An 18,853-nucleotide genomic window follows, 5' to 3' on the forward strand; every position below is an offset into this window, starting at 1 on the left:
GGGCAAGCCATGTTTTTTATACGAATGATGAATGATATGAAACTAAGGAAGAAGATGACGCTTACATTCATTTCGGTAGCTGTTCTTCCCTTGCTGTTATGCGGCCTGTTTCTGACGGGGAAGCTTCGAGAGGCCGTCATTAAGGACGCTTTTATGCAAGTATCCAACAATGTCGAGCGGGTCCAAAATCGTACAGAAGAACTGATTAAAGTACCACTGGACATCTCGTATCGGCTAACCAATGATAACCGGATGAAAATGGTGGCTAGCCAGAAGTATGACAGCTACATTGAAGTCATTCAGGCTTACCGGGAGTATACAGGTATTCGTGACTACCTCCAATTGTACAAAGAGATATCCGGCATCCGAGTCTATGTCTCTAATCCTGGAGCATTGAACAACTGGGAATTTATTCAGCCGGACGAAAGAATCACAACCGCAGATTGGTACAAGGAGGCCATCGCACAGAAAGGATTGGCTGGCTGGAACTTAATCAAGGATGAGAGGGACGATGCCGATTATCTCAGCCTGATTCGTTCATTCGCAGTGAATTCACTAGGGCAAAAAGGAGTATTGGTCATCAATGTTAGTAAGCGCCAATTAAATTCAATCCTGAATCAGGAATCGTTCCCTACCTTGATCGTGGATAACCGGAATCAGATCGTCGCGTCCAATGAAGCAGAGTTGTTCGGAAAGAATCTATCTGAAATTCATGCCGACGAGAATATACTTTTCCAACAGGAAGGAAGTTACAACACACTCATTAACGGAAAAGCGTCAAAAGTGGTGATCGCAAATCTAACGCCACAGAACAGCTGGAATGGACTTCGCATTATTTCCGTTTTTTCCGTTTCCGAGATTACCCGAGATGCTAATCAAGTGATATGGCTCGGTGGAGTCGTGATCACGGCCAGCCTGATATTTGCAGCCTTACTTATCTATGCTTCTGCTTCGCTATTATCCAGAAGGATTCTCCGCTTGAGCAAGCATATGACCCAAGTAGGGGCGGGCTCATGGCAAACCTATCTCCATATCGACGGAAAAGATGAAGTTGGTCTACTATCGAGAGAATTTAACGCGCTCGTCAGTAACGTAAACCATTTGGTCCAGGAGGTTCAAGAAACGAATCGTCAGAAAAGTCTGGTGGAGCAAAGACAAAACGAGATCAAGTTCAAAATGCTGGCAAGCCAGATTAATCCGCATTTTCTCTTCAATTCTTTGGAGTCCATCAGAATGGAAGCCCACATTCGCAAACAGGACGATATCGCCAAAGCAGTATGGCAGTTGAGCGCGTTGTTACGCAGCAGTCTGGAGGCCGGTAACGACAAGATTCCGCTGCGTAAAGAGCTTGAGCGGGTGTGCTGTTATCTTGATCTTCAAAAGTTCCGGTATGAAGAGCGTTTGGAGTATCGCTTAACGATTGATCCGGATTTGGAGGAAATGTTGGTTCCACCTCTGATTATCCAACCATTGGTGGAAAATTCTATTGTACACGGTCTGGATAATCAAGCAGAAGGAGCTGTCATTGAAGTGAAAGTAAAGGAAATCCCAGAAGGGGTCCGAGTTATGGTATGTGACAACGGCGCCGGTTTCACAGGTGATCGTCTCGTCCTTGTACGAGAAGAGCTTGCTGCATCCGTACATGAGCAGGAGGTCCAGCGAATTGGATTGCGAAATGTAAACGATCGTCTTGTCTTATTGTATGGGACCTCTAGTGCCTTAAGCATTGAGAGCGAGCCGGGGAAAGGCACTTGTATTCAGTTTTTCATACCTGGGGGTGAATCCAAATGATTAAGGTAGTTATCGTTGACGATGAGCCGAAGCTTCGTCAAGGCCTTCAAACGCTGATTCCATGGGAGAGTCTTGGGTTTACCGTTACAGCTACGGCAGCCAATGGAAAAGAAGCATTGGAAGTCATCCAGGAAAAGTCCCCCGATGTCGTAATCGTCGATATCCGCATGCCGGTTATGGATGGCTTACAGTTGATTGAGCACTTGAGATCTGACGGTCATCATTTACATTTTATGATCCTCAGTGGATATGCCGACTTCGAGTATGCCAAGCAAGCGATCAAATACGGGGTGTGCGGCTATCTCCTTAAACCGGTGGACATTGGTGAAATGTCGGCCAGTTTAAAACAGATACGCGAGCGGATCGAAGAGGAGCGCCTTCAACGGGAGTGGCGTAAGAAGGAGGTTATAAATCGGGATTTATACCTGCACAGCCTGCTCGTCTCTCAAGATAAGACGGAAGATCCCACCAAGTTGAGAAGTAAGGCAGTAGAAGCAGACTTGTTGTGGACCCACTACGAAGTTGTGGTCGTGTATCCGCGCGTTTCCGAAGTGGACCGTTCCGATGTCGCATACCAGCTTTCAAATGGATTGAAGGCAACGATCGAGGGGCAGATGATGGGGCTTGTCACAGTAATCCCGCCGTATACGGTCCTTTTGCTCAACGAGCCGCTGCGTGGAAGACAACGACGCGAAACTCTGTACAACGAGATTCGTAACGCTGCGGATAAGGTCCGGTTCGCCGCTGCAACCGGAGGGGGAGTAACTGCTCCCGAAGATATTTGCAAATCTTTTTTAAAGGCCCAGGAAGCGGTAAAACGATCCTTTTTCAGCGAGAAGAACCGACTGCTAGATCCGTATCCTTTCTTTTCTCCTTCGCTGGCTTCCCCCGGATTGTCTGTCGATAAAGCTGAAGAAACGATGGAGGAATTCATCTTCCGCCTGTATTACAGTCTGGAAGTAGGAAACCAGAATGTCATACTACCATTGTTGAACGAGGTGGCAGCATTTTTTCTCCAACAGGGGCAAGATGAAAAGTCGATCAAAGAGTCGTTCTTCTTTCTATCCAATGCGATCATTCACAAGCTGACCGCGGGGTTCTGTATCGAGTTGAAAGAGACGGAGGAAGTTTCCCGTTTTTTGAATGGGATATACCAGCATGATCACCTAGATGACCTTTTGGAAGAGACCTACCGTTTCCTGCTAGCTTTGGCGAAAGACTCCGAACCTCGTGGAAAGGAGCAGGAATTCAAAAAAATGATCGACTTTATTCACAAGCATTATGCAGACAACCTGAGGCTGGAAGCGTTAGCCGGACTATTAAACTACAGTACCGCCTATTTGGGCCAGCTCTTTAAGAACAAGACAGGGGAGTACTTTAACACCTATCTGGACAGAGTCCGTATCCACAAGGCAAAGGAGCTACTGGATCAGGGAATGAAAGTTTACGAAGTCGCTGAAAGCGTGGGCTACACAAGCGTCAACTACTTTTATAGCAAATTCAAAAGGTACGAAGGCTGTTCACCGTCGGAATATAGAAATCCATAATTTGTGGATGATTTTTCCCGAAATCCGTTATCTGGGCTCTGACTCTCCTCTGTTTTATGATGGATTTTAAGAGAGGGGATGAGAAAATGAAAGCGGTAACAGAAAATTCGGAAAACGTATACAAAAAACCGAAGAGGAATGCTTGGAAGGTATTTAAAAGCCAAAGGTATCTTTACTACATGTCTATTCCGTTTGTTATTTGGGTCTTCGTCTTTCAGTATTTGCCGCTATGGGGCTGGACAATGGCATTTCAGAAATACAGACCCGGTTTGAGTTTTTTTGAACAGAAGTGGGTGGGCTTGGAGCATTTTCGTACTTTGTTCCAAGATGATCATTTCTACCAAGTACTGCGGAACACGTTGGCTATGAGTCTTATGGGACTGGTCGCTGGTTTTATTGTACCGGTTGTCTTTGCTCTATTGCTCAACGAGGTCCGCATACAAGTGATAAAACGATTTGTTCAGACCGTATCTTATCTGCCACACTTTGTTTCATGGGTGGTTGCTGCAGGCATCGTCACCAAAATGCTTTCAGCGGATGGCGGTGTCGTAAACGATATGCTCATGGGTCTAGGCATCATTGATCAGCCAGTCCAGTTTATGGCCCAAGGTAAATTATTTTGGTGGGTTGTAACTTTCGGAGACATCTGGAAGGAAACGGGTTGGAACGCCATTATTTATCTGGCTGCCATCGCCGGTATTGGTCCTGAATTATACGAGGCTGCGCGGGTGGACGGCGCTAGCCGATTCCAGCAAATGTGGCACATTACGCTGCCGGGAATCCGGCCGACCATTATCATTCTCCTAATTATGTCTATTGGCCATCTGCTCGGTACGGGATTCGAGAAACAATTTCTGCTGGGCAATCACCTGGTCATCGATTACTCTGAAGTACTTGATTTGTATGCGCTTAATTATGGTCTGGCGATGGGACGTTACTCTTTCGGAACGGCCATTAATATTTTCAATTCGGTGATCAGCCTAGTCCTATTGTTTGCGGCTAACGGAATCTTTAAGCGCTATACCAACGAGAGCATTATGTAAGGAGGAGAATGGACATGGAGGCTGTCAAAAGCACTACGCCGGTCGGCGGATTAAACAACAAGCTTCAGGCGAAATCGCCACAAGACCGAATCCTGGGGGTAGTTGTTTATCTTTTCATGATTGTGGTCACCGTTCTGACGATCTACCCGTTCTTAAATGTGCTGGCTATCTCTTTTAACGATTCGGTAGACACAATTAGAGGGGGAATCACCATCTGGCCAAGGCAATTTACGTTGAAGAATTACGATTTGATTTTCACCTATGAGGGGTTAATTACTGGATTCAAGATCTCCTTTCTGCGGACCATCATTGGCACCGTAGCGGGTTTGGTCAGCGGCTCGATGCTTGCCTATACACTTGCCCGAAGTGATTTTCAAGCTAGAAGGTTCATCTCCATCTTTCTTGCCGTCACTATGTATGTTTCCGGGGGATTAATTCCAGGTTTTATCCTGATGAAGGAACTGCATTTAATTGATACATTTGCCGTCTATATTTTACCAGGTCTTGTAAGTGCGTTTAACGTCTTCATTATTCGTTCCTTCATTGACGGTCTGCCTTATGCGTTACAGGAATCAGCCAAGCTGGATGGTGCCAACGATTTCACAATCTACTGGCGCGTTATACTTCCTCTTTGCAAACCGGCATTAGCGACCGTAGCGCTCTTCTTGGCGGTTGGGCAATGGAACTCTTGGTTCGATACTTATCTGTTTAATGGGTCCAATGAATCGTTGACGACCCTGCAATATGAATTGATGAAAATTTTGCAAAGTACGACAACAAGCGCAACCAATTCCCAGGACGCTGCCAATATGGCGGAGCGTATGGCACAGGTATCCCCGGAATCGGTTAAAATGGCAATTACCATCATTGTTACCGTGCCGATTCTTATCGTCTATCCTTTTTTACAAAAATATTTTGTTAAAGGTATGACGCTTGGAGCGGTAAAAAGCTAAAACGAAGCAGCAAACATTCATTATACAGGGAGGGTTCGCTCCATGAAGTCAAGAAAAAACAGAATGATCGTATCTTTCGTAATGTCACTGACTTTAGTGGCTACCCTAGCAGGGTGCAGCGGTAATAATCCGTCTGAGGCTACCAAGGCCGTAACTACAGGTGACATCACGCTTACTTATTTTTCGGAAGACTCCAGCACGAATTGGAATAATATGAAGGATGAAGTCGGCAAGGTCATCGCGGAAAAAACCGGAGTAACTCTAGATGCTGAATTCGCTGTCGGTGACCCGGTCCAAAAGATTTCCTTGATTGCAGCCACAGGAAACTATCCTGATTTAATCGCTGCTAAGGCGGATGTCGGCAAACTTGTCGATGCTGGCGCAATCATTGATTTGACGGATTTGATCGACAAGCATGCACCAAACATCAAAAAAATGCTAGGAGACAAGCTTGTTCGGGCGAAGTACAGTTTAGATGACCAATCCATCTATGTTATTCCGACCTGGTCCGCTGTCGAAGAAGAAAAAATCAAACCCGACGTAGGATTTAAACTCCAGCACCGTGTCGTCAAGGAAGCGGGATTCCCGGACATTCGTACAGTACAGGATTTCGAAAAAGTCATTAAGGACTATATAACCAAGCATCCGACGGACGAAAATGGCAACAAAAATATCGGACTGTCCCTAAATGCCGACGATTGGCATATGTACCAGGTAACCAACTCAGGCTTCCAAACGACCGGGGGACCAGACGACGGCGAATACTACATTGATCAAAAAACACACCAAGCGACTTATCATTTCCGCCGACCGGAAGAAAAGGAATATTTCCGTTGGTTAAATCACATGAATGCCATTGGATTGCTTGATTCGGAAAGCTTCGTGCAGAAGACCGATCAGTTTAAGGCAAAAGTGGCTTCTGGCCGCGTACTGGGTCTGGCCGATCCGGAATGGGACTATGGCGATGGACAAAATGCACTGAAGGCGGAAGGCAAATTCGACCAGACTTACGGTCATTACCCAGTCACCATGAGCAAGGAGTACAAGGATACCAACTTCTGGCTGCCTGGTTTTGATGGGGGATACGGAATTTCGATCTCAAGCAAGTGCAAGGACCCGGTACGCGCTATTAAATTCCTCGATTTTCTGGCATCGGAAGAGGGTCAAGTCCTGAATAACTGGGGAATTGAAGGCAAGCATTACACGGTTAAAGACGGCAAACGGACGATTATTCCGGCTGTACTTGAACGGATGAACAATGACAATGCGGCTTTCCAAAAAGAGTCCGGAATCGGTCTATATTGGAACTTGATGGTCCATTATGGTGATGGCATCAAGGACTCAACTGGCAACTATTTTACTCGTAGTTATCCGGAACTGCTGACGGCGACTTATAACAAGTCGGAGAAGGAAGTTCTGAAGGGCTATAAGATTGAGCACTGGAAGGATCTATTCCCGAAGGAAGATGAATTCCAACCGAGAGCATACGGAGCAGCTTACACGATGTCTCTTCCCAATGACGATCCGGCTGTTATTCTCGGAGCCAAGATGAAGGATATTACATGGAAACGAATTCCGGAAGCTGTCATGACCAAGCCGGAAAACTTCGACAAGGTTTGGGATGCCTATATGGCAGAACTGGAGAAAGCCGGAGTACAAGAAATGGAAGAATCTTTTACCAAGCATATCCAAGACCGAATTAAGCTGTGGTCCACTAACTAACTTGATTCACATAAAAGAACGGGGCCGTTTCCACTTTCCTACCGGAAAGGAGACGGTCCTTTTTCATAATGGTTTGCCATAGACGACTTTTGCTCAAGGCACAAACAAACAGCGGCTACCCCGGATATTTTAGAGGTGGCCGCTGTTTGTTTAAAGTAGACTACTTCGTTACTTCATGACGCTGACGGGACGGTATAGTTACGGATACGGTAATTCTCATAAAAGCGCCTTACTCCGCTTTATTTTTGGATAAAGTAAGCAGGTCTTGAGGAAGCTCATCCCTCGTGATCACGTAATCGCTGTTGAACACTTTTATGAGATGATCCAGGGAGTTATATTGTCCATTGCGGATGAAGTCGCCCGTCCACGTAGTGAAAAAGAGCCAATGCGCTGAATATGTTTGAAGCAATTCGGGATCGCTAATCGGGCCGTTTTCAGACAGACCAACCAGCTTCTTACCCTGCACGAGATTTACCAAACTGTCGTACTTGCCGATACTTGGGCTATAATTAGCCGCCTGGTTGTAGATATCCACACTTACAATATCGACGACATCGTCCCCTGGATACCAGTCGGGACTCTCGGAGTTCCATACCCAGATCAGGTTGTTCAGGTGATGGTAGTGTGTTAGGCGGTCGTACATGATACGGTACAGCTGCTTGGCGGAGTCTGGACCTTGGGCGCCCCACCAGAACCATTTGCCCTCCGCCTCGTGCAGCGGTCTCCACAGCACCGGAACGTGAGCGTCTTGGAGGCGTTTCAACTGAGCAGCAATGGCATCGATATCCCTTAGGATAAGCTGATACTCTTCCGACTCGGGATGACTAAGTGCATATTGAACGTCGAATGTAGTAGCGTCCGTGTAAAACCCGCGCCACCATTCTTTACCGGGAATATCATACAGTCCCTTAGGAGCATTCCAGTGCCATGCGAATGTGACAAGTCCACCTTCTTGGGCCCATTGAATTGCCTTTTCCACCTCAGTTGAGGTGGCGCCATGCTCGATGCGAGAGGGGGAATAATCCATCATGTCCATTGATAACATGGCAGGATACTTTCCAGTTTGGTCTTTAATCCACTGTGCATCCTCCAAAGTGTGCTGACCGGAAAGAATGTGGCTGCCGTAACTATCCACGAGATAACCCATGAGTGCCGTGGTTTCCGCAGTCGCATTCGGGTTTACTGGCTTTTTCTCAATTTGATGCAGTTTCGGGGGGGACACTGCTGATAGCTTGACGTAGTCGATATGATATTGGTCCGAGTCGACATTGAACTGTAAGATATTGTTTCCCGAATTCAGCATCAGTTTACCGCCGGATACCTCTGTGTAGCTTGCTGTTGTCGGCAGTGATATTTCGCTGTTCTGGCCGTTGACCACCAATTGGGTCTTTTTGTCTCCATTGGGGTTACTGTAACCGATTGCGAGATTGTAAAGCCCGCTTGAAGGTGCATTATAGGCAAAGGTTAACGAACCTGTGCTTTTGAAGGCGGCGTAACCGCTACCCGAATAGCCTGTATCAGCAGCTTCGATCTTGACCTCACCAGTAATGACTCCGTCTTCGGCTTCCATTTTGCTAATTGCAGCAGGCAGATTGGCGAATTCAACCTTCACGTATTCGATCCCGTAATATCCCCAGCCTCTTGCAAAAGTAAGCTCGTTTGTGCCGGCATTCAGCATGATCTTGGTTAATATTTTCTCGTTCACTGCCGCACCTTTCGGAGGAGCAGCCAGCGTTATGTTCTCAGACATTGTGCCATTGACCTCGATGCTGGTATCCTTGGAGCCAGTGCCCGCCGGAATGTAGTAGCCGAGGCTCAGTCTATAAAGACCTGCTGTGGGCACGTTCACTTTAAACGTGGCCGTCCCGTCGGACTTGCCGGAATTTGGGTCGTAGTCATAAAAGAAGGATACATAGCCATCGCCTTTATAAAGCGTATCGCCGGTATAGGGGGTATCCCGTTTTTCTACACCGTAACCTTGAAGAATTGCATCTTTGGAGCTGACGACGATAGAAGAGGAATTGTCGTTAGTGGATGAATCTTGACTTGCATTCATCAACGTTCGGTCTTCAACATCGGTGACCAAGTGAGTTGATTCTGCTTTAGCTAAGCTTGGAATTAAACCGAGAGATACCAACAAAAAGGATAAGAGAACAAAACTGAGAATACTGAAAAACCTTTTTTTCCATGGATCTGGCATATGACTCACTCCTTGAATTAGTAGTTGTTACCGCCTTAATTGACCTGCAAAACATATTTTGGAAAACGCTTTCATTAGTGCGTACATATGAAGTACACTTTGAAGTAATCGATGACAGGTGATTAAGGACTAGCTTGCACTTGTAAGCATTTTTTCTTCATTTGTATACGTTTTCAATATTTGGTATTCGTTTTTTGGCACCTCACCTCTCTTTAATTTCATCATAAATTAGAGGTGAGGCAGGAACCATACAATGAATTTCGGAGAAAATCATCCTTAAATTATGGATTTTTATACTCCGGTGGCAAGCAATCTTCATATATTCTTTGAGATGTATAACACAAGATTATTAAGGCTATATGGGGTAAGCGGGAAGGATAGTTTCAATTTGTGGTATCATGCCAATAAGAAGATTACCCACATGGAAATGAAAGGGACTAATACATGATTTCTCATCGACTGCTTACCTACGAAACTATTTATCAATTAACGGACCAGATTCATAGGGATCAACACTTGTTATTCTATAGCTATTTAACTCAACGTAAGGAGCAGGCTAAATTTGTTGGTCAATATGTAGATGACAAGCTGACAGGGGTCTTAGCATACTTTTGTGGGCTCTCCTTCCCTGCGTTTTCTTTCCACTGCATAAACCGAGAGAAACTTAACTTTTCAGCTCTTATTGCTTTTACAGAGGAACTCATTCAACTTAAGAAAAATACCGTTTGTGGTACAATCCTGTGTGATTGTGACCTACAACTTTTTCAGTCTCATGGGCTCATAACGGGTAACCCACAACGTTTCTTAACAATGAAGCATAGGGATCAATCGAAACTGCTCGATTCAAACGTGGCTGAGCTAGTTAAGGAAAATGACATTTCAGATATAGTGGATTTATTGCGAAATGGGGGCATGAAATTTTTTACGAGCAGCGAACTTGAACAATATCCTTTCCTTGGGATCAAGGAATGTGGCCATTTTATTGCCGCAGGCGGCTTCCACTTTTATGATTCTAAGCTTGTGGAGCTCGGGAACATATATACAAGCCCTGCTCACAGGGGGAAAGGACTAGCAAAGCACTTGACGAGCCAACTTACAAAACTGGGTAGAACACTATCATCAGATGTCTATCTGGGAGTAATGGAGGAGAACCAGGCTGCTGTACAACTTTACAAAGGATTAGGATATGAGGTTACGGCTGAGCAAACGATTGTTGATTTTAAACTATCTATTGATTGACGAACGAGGAGGGAGAAGGCCCTGGAACAGAATGATATTAATGTTCATCAACTGGCTGGCGAGATCCGTCAAATTTTACACAAGAGAATGGATAAACTAGGTATAGCATACGGCATCGTTAGCGAATTTAGTTATAATCCTGAGGAGCCACCATCTTGGATTATTAGTATCGAGGATTCTGAAATCGTACTCACCTCGGCCATCTTGTTCCAATATCTGAAACGGCATCAAAATTTGAAGGATGCGTTAACTCATTTTATGCGCGATCACTTTTCATACTTTAATTAAACAGTATCCACTGGATTATATAAAACTTACTTAAAGGTACATATCATATAGTCAACAGGAGGGTACAAAATATGTGGTTTGAGAAGAAAGAAACGCAACTGGATCGAATACAAAACAAACTGAATCAGACTATGAGCAAAGACGCAGACTTCTCGGTGTTTGGAGCATCCTCACATCAATATAAGGTTAATGAGAAACTTACAGCAAAAGAGCTGGCGGACTGGCAAGCCCACAATCAGGTCACACTTCCTGAGCCTTACGCCCAGTTTTTAACGAACGTCGGCAACGGAGGCGCCGGACCCTATTATGGAATTTATCCGATTGAAAAGACAACTTCCTATACCGAGCACCGGGCACTCCTTGCAAAATCCGTTTTGCATCCCGGGATGACCAAAGAGGAATGGAACAACCTGATTGAGCCCCTGACCAAGGATGAGGACATCCCCGACGAGGAATACGATGACGCCCGTAATAAGGTGCTGGGCGGCATGTTGTGCATAGGCACCCAAGGTTGCGAATACGACATATATATCGTACTTGAAGGGAAATACAGGGGGAGAATTGTGTACACCTCCGATTTTCATCCCGATCATCCCTTTTTCTTTGTCTATGAAGACAGCTTTCTGGACTGGTACGAACGCTGGCTGGATGAAATTATTCTGGATTATGATATTGGGTGGTTTGGCAGTCGAATGCCGGGTGATGAGAATGCGCTGATCCAGATTTATCAGAGCGCTCCAAACGAAGAAATCCAAGCAAAAGCGCTTGATGGAATGTTCAAATTTAAAGTAGTTTCTCAGCCAACCCTTGTTTTTTTGAAAAAAATTGCGGAGCAAAGCCCAAAAAATCGAGCCACAGCTGTTCGGCTAATCTGCAAAACTTCTTTTGACACGGGAAGAAAATATCTTCTGGAGCTATTGCAATCAGATGAACATGAGGATTTTCTGCAAGCTTTAATGATTCTGCACGCTTCCAGTAAAACAGTAAATTTAAAGGAATTTATTCCAGCGATTTTGCACAGTCTTGATAGGATTCACGACCCGGAAACGTTGCGTTATGCAGGATATATCCTGGAGGATTACGGTGCGATTACGCTCCAGAACTTTGCACCTTTCTTGTGTGACGCCGATCCGAAAATGCAAACCACTGCCATCTATGCCGCACGCAGTTGCGAAAACAAGCTGGGAAGCTGGCAGATCATTGAACAGATGTTGGTGGGCGACGACCCGCATGTTCTGAAAAACTCAATTTTATATTGGGGCGTTATTCCACATGAGAAGTTGCTGCCTTACTATCAGGCGGTATGGCCGGAATATAAAAGAAATCCGAATTTCAAAGAAAAATTTATCAGTTGTTTGCAAGAACTGCATTTGCCAGATGATTATTTTGACAAGGGCGAATCGTGAGAAATGAGATTTGGAAATGACGATGATAACGTGCTAGTCAATCTACTAGGTAAATCAATAAAAAGCGAATTGAAAAAAGGGCAATCCAGCAAAAGGACAGCCCCATAAGCGAGCTATTTTATTGAATTTTTCGTTGCCTTATACATATTTTCTACGTGTTCGTCTACTTCGTCTCGTGACATGCGTAAGCGAGGCACAGAGGTACCAAATCCGATTTCTATTTTTCCCTCTTCTAATCCTTTGAAAATTCCATCTGCGAAGGCATCTAACGGCTCTCCATGCGTATGCAACCCTGCTCCACCTAAATCTGTATTTACTGCTGGCGGGACAACTTCAATTACCTCTACAGACGTATCAGAAAGCTGGTGTCTTAGGCTGATTGTAAAGGAATGAAGTGCCGCTTTCGTTGCTGAATAAATCGGAGCAATCACAAACGGCGTAAAAGCTAACCCAGAAGTGACGTTAATGATAGTCGCCTCTTCTTTTGTTGCAAAATAGGGAGCGAACAACATGGATAGATGGAAGGGTGCTTCAATGTTAGTGGTGATTTCTTTACTGAAATAATCCCAATTGCTTTTTACATCCGTTTTTAGAACGTTAAAGCGTTGTTGGATACCGGCGTTGTTAACTAACACATTTACTTCTGGATAGTTGGCTGTTACCCAATCCGATAAAGCTATACGCTCGGATTCCATATTCAAATCACTTACATGAGTAATAAGACTAGGCAATTTCTCTTTCGCTTTTTGAAGTACATGTTCACGCCGTCCAGAAACAATGACTTTATTTCCAGCTTTTAAAAATCGTTCTGCAAAGGCAAATCCTATTCCAGTACTTCCACCGGTAATTAGTATTGTATTTCCTGAAAGTTTCATTATATGTTCTCCCCTTTTATTAGTTTTCGTTCTTGTTTCCTGAATGCGCTGTGCCTAAACTGTAACTTTAACTTAGATAAAATTATATATAAAAAAACGGCAGACTAGGATTTTATTCTCATATCCTAGTCTGCCGTTATTTATTTTATTTAGTCTGTCTAAAACTTATTTTCGCAAAGAACAGTTCCATCCGGCTATGTGCACCTCACATTTATCTGGCCGGGATGTTGCGCGTTCCCTCCGTCATCGGGGAGGAGCAAAGCGGACACACCGGCGGCGTGCCTGCACTGGCCCCCGTTGTGCGGCGTCCACCTACTGTGTCGCGCCGCATCCATGCCTTGCAGGCGGCGTCCGTGCATTTCCACACAGGCACATTGACGCGTGGCTCAGTCTGCGACTTAGCCGCCGCCGAAGCCGTACGTGCTGTAGGGGTTGCTGGGGCTAATCCCGGCCTGCTGCTCACACGGGTTGCCGTGTCAGACATTGGCGAACCACCGCCAGCCCGGCTGCCATACCCCGAAGTACCCTTCGGTTGGCCGAAGCTACTGCGGCGCGTTTCTGGCTTGGAGACTTCAGGGGTGACCCCATAGGCTTCAAGCAGAAAACGCGACACGGCGGCAGGCTTGCCGTGATTGGAGGCGGGGGAGGTGATATACAGCAGCTCCTTCGCCCGGGTAACGGCTACGTAAGCGAGGCGACGCTCTTCCTCCAGCGCAGCATCGTTATCCACGGCTGTTGCGGGGGCGGCGCCTGCCCGACGATCCTCTGGCAGCTCGCTGTGTAGAGCTGAGCTGTGCGGCAGGATGCCTTCGCTGGCCCCGATCCAATATACGCAAGGGAACTCTAGTCCCTTGGCTCGGTGGATCGTCATGAGCCGAACAGCATCGCTGTCTTCCTCTCTGCGCAGAGATTCCATCTGGCGGTGGCGCTCGGAAAGCTCGTCCGCAAAGTTGACGAATGCCTCTACCGTGTCAAAGCGCTTGGCTGCCGTTTCGAGCTCCTCCAGACTTTCTTGCATCGTTTCCTTATAATGTGTCCATGCGCCTGTATCTCCGCTTTCCAAATATTTGTCATAAAAGACGCGCCGCATTTCTTGAATAGCATAGGCAGGCTTCATGGTAGTGAGACTGCGAATCAATCGAATGCGTTCTTTCACCTGTTCACGCTGAAAATCACGTAGTCGATCCCAACGGCTGAGGTGGATTAGCGGGTATTTTTTAGCCTGCTGCTTCTCTTCACGCATAATCCATTCCATTCCGGCCTCACGAGAGACATACAGCGGTCCAAGGGTGCTTGGAATAGATTCCATTCGCCGGGGATTCAGCGACAAACGCAAGTGATCCATTAAGGGACGAATCAGAGATTGATCGTAAAATACGGCTCCCGCTCCGTACTGAATAAATGGGACATCCCGCATAATCAATTGCTCAAAAATAGATCGGCTTCCGCTGGCTGTCCGGTGCAAAATAGCGATATCCCGGTAGCGAAGCCGACCTTCCTCTACCTGCCCGAGTAGATGAGTAACAATATGTCCCGCCTCTTCCTCAGGCCCGGATGGGGTGGCAAACTGTGGCGGCAAGCCCTCACGCCCAGCAGCCGCAAGACGTTTGGAACGTCGATGAACATTTTTAGCGACGATGTTGGAACCCAGCCCCAAAATGCGCGCATCACTACGGTAATTAATATCAAGGGTGATGACCTTTGCATCTTTATAGACCTTGTCAAATTCCAGAATGGATTCCTGGCGGGCTCCGTTAAAGGTATAGATCGTCTGGTCATCATCTCCGACGACCATCAGATTGCGATGCCTCGCAGCCAATCGCTGCACCATTTCGTATTGTAGGGCATTCGTATCCTGGAATTCATCGACCATGATATAGGAAAAACGCCGTTGAAGCGGCTGAAGCACATCCGGGTCACGCAGGAGAACAGAGGCACGCAGCAGAATATCGTCAAAATCCATCTTATTGCGTTCCTGTTTCCACGCTTCATAGGCGAGCATGGCACGCTTGGCATCCGCTTCCTCGCGCATGGTTTCCGGCAACTCGTCTGCGCTACGACCTTCCGCTTTCCAGGCGGAGAGTGCGGACAGCAGGCTTTCCGGCTGGAAAGCCTCACTCAGTCCAAGCTGGCGTAGCATCATTTTCATAACGGTATGTTGGGCCTGCGTTTCACCGAACACTTCGTCTTGCACGCCGCGATGACGCAGCATCGCCAAAGCGAATGAGTGGAAGGTACGCGCCTGTACTGCGCGTGCAGCGGCAGGTCGCACACCGGGTAATCCCGCGATGCGCAGCTTCATTTCGGCAGCTGCTTTGCTGGTGAAGGTCACCAGCAGGATGGAAGATGCAGGGACATCCCGCATCGCCATAAGGTAGCCTGCACGGGCTGCCAGCACCGTGGTTTTGCCGCAGCCAGCCCCTGCCAGGGTGAGAAGGGGGCCTTTACCATGGCGTACAGCCTGAATCTGCGGGCGGTTCAGATGAATGCCCGCATTCTCTATAGCACGAAAATAGGCCGCGTCTTGGTCGGTGTCGGGTACCAGCGTTATACTGGTATCCATAGAAGCTCGACGTGCCTGAGGGCTCGTCGTTGAATAAGGAACCCCGATGGGTCGGGGGTAAAATGCAGGATTTGGGTTCATGATCCTGAAACCCCTTTCGTTCTTAAAATCTTCCATTTTCACAAATGGGGGTAGTTTTTGGTATGATAGAGTTCTAGTCAGCTTTAGATGATGATAAGAACAAGGCGATGGACTAAAATGATGCTGAATTCATGCGGATCTATAGCTGGAGCGTCAGAACGTTAATAGGTTGACGCCAATGCCTATAGCCTTCAAACAGGCAATATGACCGCATTCCATTATACAGGAGTTCGAGGCTTGCCAACAGAAAAAAACTTTGGGATATACGGACGGTACAGTGAAATCCGGCTGGATATGGGGAGGAAATAACGATGAAGCTGATTCAACGTATAAAGGAAGGCGCTAATCGCGCAACAGAAAAGGCGCAGCATGCTGTCGAGATTAGTAAGATCAATTCGCAAATTACAACAATTCAGCAGGAAATGGATGTACACTTTTTACGAATGGGTCAAATCTTTTACGAAGGTTACCGGGCATCCGATATGTCAGTGGCTGAAACCGAGATGACACAGTTGTCTACTGCTTGTGATGAGCTTCAGGATGAAATTGATGAGCTGCGTAGTAGAATTGCAGAATTGAAAAATGCCCATTTATGTACCTGTGGTGCAGTTGTGCCGCTGGATGCGAACTTTTGCCCCAAATGCGGGCGCAAGCTGAATGAAGGGCAGGCTGCCTCCAAGCAAGTAGCGGCCGTGCGGGAAGAGGTGCCGACAGACGCCTATTCGTTTGATCTGCGCAAGTCAGAGGCAGTGAAGGATGCTGCGCCTGCTTACACGGAGTATGCAGTAGATGAAGTCATCGATCGGCATGAACAGGATGAGCGGTATGAAACGCATGATCCAACGGAATTAGACCGCAATTACACAGTGTCTGATTTTACTCCGGAAGAAAAAGCTGCATTTGATGAAGAGTGGGAGCGTCGTCGTCAGGAAGAACTGGAGAAAGAACACCAGCGTCTTGAAGAACTGGAACGTGAGCGGGAGCGTCAAGAGGAGCTGGATGAGCGCATTCGATATTGGAAGGCCAACAATTCCGGGACCGAGAAGCCGGCAACACCGTCTACGCAAATACGCGAAAATGTAAAATGTCAAATCTGCACAGCGGAACTACCCAAAGGCTCCAAATGGTGCCCGCGCTGTGGAGCTGAACAGATTTGACGCAGCCGAACAGGCTGCCGCAGGACACAGACATAACGCCGGGCAGCATAGGGGGAACAGAACATATGGAGCGTTTGCTGCAACATCTGCGGAATCTGGGTTTTACGGAGATGGAAGCCAAGGTGATGGTCGAGCTTTCGAGACAAAATGCAGCGTCCGGCTATGAAGTGGCTAAGCGTTTGGGGGCATCGCGCTCCAACGTGTACGCAGCTTTGCAGCGTTTGGCCGGACAGGGATATCTCAGAGCGAGTGCAGGAGAACCTGTACGCTACAGCATGCTGCCGCCGGGTGAGCTGACCCGGATGATTGAAGGGCAGATGCGGGAATCCCTGCTGGCGGTGGAGAAGGAGATGCCACGAACAGAACCAGCCAAGCCGACCTTTTATAATGTGGAAGGTGACCGGAAGGTGCTGGAAAGCCTGACACGCGAGCTGGAACGGGCTAAGCATGAGATTGTGCTGGATTTGTGGCGTGAGGAAGTCGAACTGCTGCGGGAAGAGTTGAAAAAAGCCGAGAGTCGGGGTGTGCGACTCCTATGGTCCTGCGACAACGGAGAAAGCATGTTGGGGCCGTGGCTACCGCGTGCATCTGGTACAAACGGCCAGGAACCGTCAGGGCGCAAGTTTTCCTTTGTTATTGACCGGCGTTGGTGCATGCTGGGAATGCGGGGAGAGAATTGCCCGACACAGGCGCTTATTACCGAGCATCCGGTGATGACAGGTTTGCTGCTTGATCATTTTGCCCAGGATCTTATTTTGTATGAGCTGGAGCATGATATGGGCAGCGAGCTGTCGACCCGATATGGCTGGCGGTATGAAGGCATTGTCGGCAAATATATGTCAGCCGGAGAATAGGGTTAAGGATTACTGGGAGGGAAGTTCCATCAGAGCCCGGCATACAGATGTAATATAGCCCGCTTGATGAGGAACAAATTGATCCGGTGTAATCAGGCGGCGAGTTTTTTCCGGGTTCGGCCCCGACGTAATACCTTGGGCTTCGATAAATGGAATATGGCCTTCAAACAGGGCCAGTGCTTGCTCAAGGTCTGCTTCGTACAGTCCAGCTACTTCTTCCTGCTGGAGACAATAGGCTTCCAGGGGCTGGTTGGACAGCAGTCCAAACACCGAGCTGATCTCCCGATCCCAAAAAGAGGTGCCCTGTGCGGTACCTTTACTTTCATACCGAACGGTCATCAGCGGTGTTAAGGAGGTAAAGGGAACATGAATGCCCAGTTCTTCCTCCAGCTCGCGAGCTGCCTGGGACATATCTTCGCCTGAGGTCAAATGCCCTGCTGCTGTAATATCGTAGCATCCGGGGAAGGTGTCCTTTGTATCCTGACGCTGTTGGAATAACAAGCGGCGGCCTGTCGAAGTGTCTCGTGCCAGCCAGCAGTGAAAGGTATGGTGCCAGTATCCCTTGGCATGTGCTTCCTGTCGAGAGGCTGTGCCAAGGGGGTTGTCTTCATCGTCATAGATATCCAGAAGCTCGCTAGTCATCGTGGTTCCTCCTATAATCAGCAGAAAATCAAAGTCTTACTTTACAGTATAACGTGTTTTCCACCCTGACGATATGATGGTCGATGTGGAATGTGGAGTAGCTTTTGGGGTATGCTGGAAACATGGAGATTTGCGCCATAACATAGGTTTATGATTGAAAGGAGCGATTTTACATGGAATGTATTGTACATTTCCGAGTGATGCATCCAGAGGAGCCCAAAGAACTGCGCGGGCTGATTATGCTGGAAAGCGGAGGCAAGCCGGGGATTGACCAAATAACAGATATGTTCAAAAATATGGGCTATGATGTGCGTCCAGACAACCCGGAGGAATTGATTTTTAAACCAGTCGATGCCAGAGCGAACTATACATATATCCGGGTTATTGAGCTGGATACGGGTGAGGAAGTTTACCAAGAAGACAGAGATTTGCGCGCGATTTTGGAAAATTTGTTGAATAAACATTAATTAAAGATCAGGAGAGCTAACCAAT

14 protein-coding genes are annotated in these 18,853 nt (G+C 47.1%); 10 read left to right on the forward strand and 4 right to left on the reverse strand.

Features of this window, described 5'->3' with window-relative positions:
- Positions 1-9: 9 nt before the first annotated feature.
- From ACUC6J_RS03015 to ACUC6J_RS03035, 5 genes are all read left to right on the forward strand, one after another.
- Complete coding sequence (locus ACUC6J_RS03015) at positions 10-1,791, forward strand: sensor histidine kinase (RefSeq protein ID WP_031462784.1); 1,782 nt, start codon at positions 10-12, stop codon at positions 1,789-1,791.
- A complete protein-coding gene (locus tag ACUC6J_RS03020) occupies positions 1,788-3,338 on the forward strand; it encodes a response regulator transcription factor (RefSeq protein ID WP_447249729.1) in 1,551 nt (516 codons plus the stop codon). Before ACUC6J_RS03015 ends, ACUC6J_RS03020 begins: the two co-directional genes overlap by 4 nt.
- Before the next feature lie 86 nt (positions 3,339-3,424).
- Positions 3,425-4,381: an ABC transporter permease gene (locus tag ACUC6J_RS03025; RefSeq protein ID WP_240753513.1), complete on the forward strand. Its 957-nt coding sequence runs from the start codon at positions 3,425-3,427 to the stop codon at positions 4,379-4,381.
- 14 nt (positions 4,382-4,395) lie between these two features.
- Positions 4,396-5,334 (forward strand): carbohydrate ABC transporter permease, encoded by a 939-nt coding sequence (locus ACUC6J_RS03030; RefSeq protein ID WP_016819521.1) that lies wholly within the window; start codon positions 4,396-4,398, stop codon positions 5,332-5,334.
- 42 nt (positions 5,335-5,376) lie between these two features.
- Positions 5,377-7,056, forward strand: coding sequence for an ABC transporter substrate-binding protein (locus ACUC6J_RS03035; protein ID WP_016819522.1), 1,680 nt, complete (start codon positions 5,377-5,379; stop codon positions 7,054-7,056).
- Positions 7,057-7,285: 229 nt separating this feature from the next.
- On the opposite strand, the gene ACUC6J_RS03040 is transcribed toward ACUC6J_RS03035, so the two are convergent.
- Entirely contained in the window at positions 7,286-9,256 is a 1,971-nt protein-coding gene (locus ACUC6J_RS03040) for a glycosyl hydrolase (protein WP_447249730.1), read from the reverse strand.
- Positions 9,257-9,700: 444 nt separating this feature from the next.
- Between ACUC6J_RS03040 and ACUC6J_RS03045 the strand changes: the two genes are divergently transcribed.
- The gene (locus ACUC6J_RS03045) at positions 9,701-10,495 is read left to right on the forward strand and encodes a GNAT family N-acetyltransferase (protein WP_025363919.1); all 795 of its coding nucleotides are present in this window, start codon (positions 9,701-9,703) and stop codon (positions 10,493-10,495) included.
- Positions 10,496-10,854: 359 nt separating this feature from the next.
- On the forward strand, positions 10,855-12,189 hold the full coding sequence (locus ACUC6J_RS03050) for an SMI1/KNR4 family protein (protein WP_025363920.1): 1,335 nt from the start codon (positions 10,855-10,857) through the stop codon (positions 12,187-12,189).
- A gap of 113 nt (positions 12,190-12,302) precedes the next feature.
- Here the strand turns inward: ACUC6J_RS03050 and ACUC6J_RS03055 are convergent, their stop codons facing one another.
- Entirely contained in the window at positions 12,303-13,064 is a 762-nt protein-coding gene (locus ACUC6J_RS03055) for an SDR family oxidoreductase (protein ID WP_025363921.1), read from the reverse strand.
- Positions 13,065-13,275: 211 nt separating this feature from the next.
- Complete coding sequence (locus ACUC6J_RS03060) at positions 13,276-15,708, reverse strand: UvrD-helicase domain-containing protein (protein ID WP_447249731.1); 2,433 nt, start codon at positions 15,706-15,708, stop codon at positions 13,276-13,278.
- A 311-nt stretch (positions 15,709-16,019) separates the two neighbouring features.
- On the opposite strand from ACUC6J_RS03060, the gene ACUC6J_RS03065 reads away from it, so the two are divergent.
- Both ACUC6J_RS03065 and ACUC6J_RS03070 read left to right on the forward strand, forming a co-directional pair.
- On the forward strand, positions 16,020-16,865 hold the full coding sequence (locus tag ACUC6J_RS03065; protein ID WP_447249732.1) for a zinc-ribbon domain-containing protein: 846 nt from the start codon (positions 16,020-16,022) through the stop codon (positions 16,863-16,865).
- A gap of 65 nt (positions 16,866-16,930) precedes the next feature.
- Complete coding sequence (locus tag ACUC6J_RS03070) at positions 16,931-17,719, forward strand: TrmB family transcriptional regulator (RefSeq protein ID WP_164965269.1); 789 nt, start codon at positions 16,931-16,933, stop codon at positions 17,717-17,719.
- 9 nt (positions 17,720-17,728) lie between these two features.
- Here ACUC6J_RS03070 and ACUC6J_RS03075 read toward each other — a convergent pair whose 3' ends face one another.
- Entirely contained in the window at positions 17,729-18,361 is a 633-nt protein-coding gene (locus ACUC6J_RS03075; RefSeq protein WP_016819531.1) for an NUDIX hydrolase, read from the reverse strand.
- A gap of 173 nt (positions 18,362-18,534) precedes the next feature.
- On the opposite strand from ACUC6J_RS03075, the gene ACUC6J_RS03080 reads away from it, so the two are divergent.
- On the forward strand, positions 18,535-18,828 hold the full coding sequence (locus ACUC6J_RS03080) for a hypothetical protein (RefSeq protein ID WP_016819532.1): 294 nt from the start codon (positions 18,535-18,537) through the stop codon (positions 18,826-18,828).
- Positions 18,829-18,853: the final 25 nt, after the last annotated feature.

Source organism: Paenibacillus sp. JJ1683, assembly GCF_053006485.1.

Excerpts from the sequence above, each read along its gene's own strand:
- ACUC6J_RS03015 (WP_031462784.1), top strand. The coding sequence starts at position 10 with ATGTTTTTTATACGAATGATGAATGATATGAAACTAAGGAAGAAGATG.
- ACUC6J_RS03020 (WP_447249729.1), top strand. The coding sequence starts at position 1,788 with ATGATTAAGGTAGTTATCGTTGACGATGAGCCGAAGCTTCGTCAAGGC.
- ACUC6J_RS03025 (WP_240753513.1), top strand. The coding sequence starts at position 3,425 with ATGAAAGCGGTAACAGAAAATTCGGAAAACGTATACAAAAAACCGAAG.
- ACUC6J_RS03030 (WP_016819521.1), top strand. The coding sequence starts at position 4,396 with ATGGAGGCTGTCAAAAGCACTACGCCGGTCGGCGGATTAAACAACAAG.
- ACUC6J_RS03035 (WP_016819522.1), top strand. The coding sequence starts at position 5,377 with ATGAAGTCAAGAAAAAACAGAATGATCGTATCTTTCGTAATGTCACTG.
- ACUC6J_RS03040 (WP_447249730.1), bottom strand. The coding sequence starts at position 9,256 with ATGCCAGATCCATGGAAAAAAAGGTTTTTCAGTATTCTCAGTTTTGTT.
- ACUC6J_RS03045 (WP_025363919.1), top strand. The coding sequence starts at position 9,701 with ATGATTTCTCATCGACTGCTTACCTACGAAACTATTTATCAATTAACG.
- ACUC6J_RS03050 (WP_025363920.1), top strand. The coding sequence starts at position 10,855 with ATGTGGTTTGAGAAGAAAGAAACGCAACTGGATCGAATACAAAACAAA.
- ACUC6J_RS03055 (WP_025363921.1), bottom strand. The coding sequence starts at position 13,064 with ATGAAACTTTCAGGAAATACAATACTAATTACCGGTGGAAGTACTGGA.
- ACUC6J_RS03060 (WP_447249731.1), bottom strand. The coding sequence starts at position 15,708 with ATGAACCCAAATCCTGCATTTTACCCCCGACCCATCGGGGTTCCTTAT.
- ACUC6J_RS03065 (WP_447249732.1), top strand. The coding sequence starts at position 16,020 with ATGAAGCTGATTCAACGTATAAAGGAAGGCGCTAATCGCGCAACAGAA.
- ACUC6J_RS03070 (WP_164965269.1), top strand. The coding sequence starts at position 16,931 with ATGGAGCGTTTGCTGCAACATCTGCGGAATCTGGGTTTTACGGAGATG.
- ACUC6J_RS03075 (WP_016819531.1), bottom strand. The coding sequence starts at position 18,361 with ATGACTAGCGAGCTTCTGGATATCTATGACGATGAAGACAACCCCCTT.
- ACUC6J_RS03080 (WP_016819532.1), top strand. The coding sequence starts at position 18,535 with ATGGAATGTATTGTACATTTCCGAGTGATGCATCCAGAGGAGCCCAAA.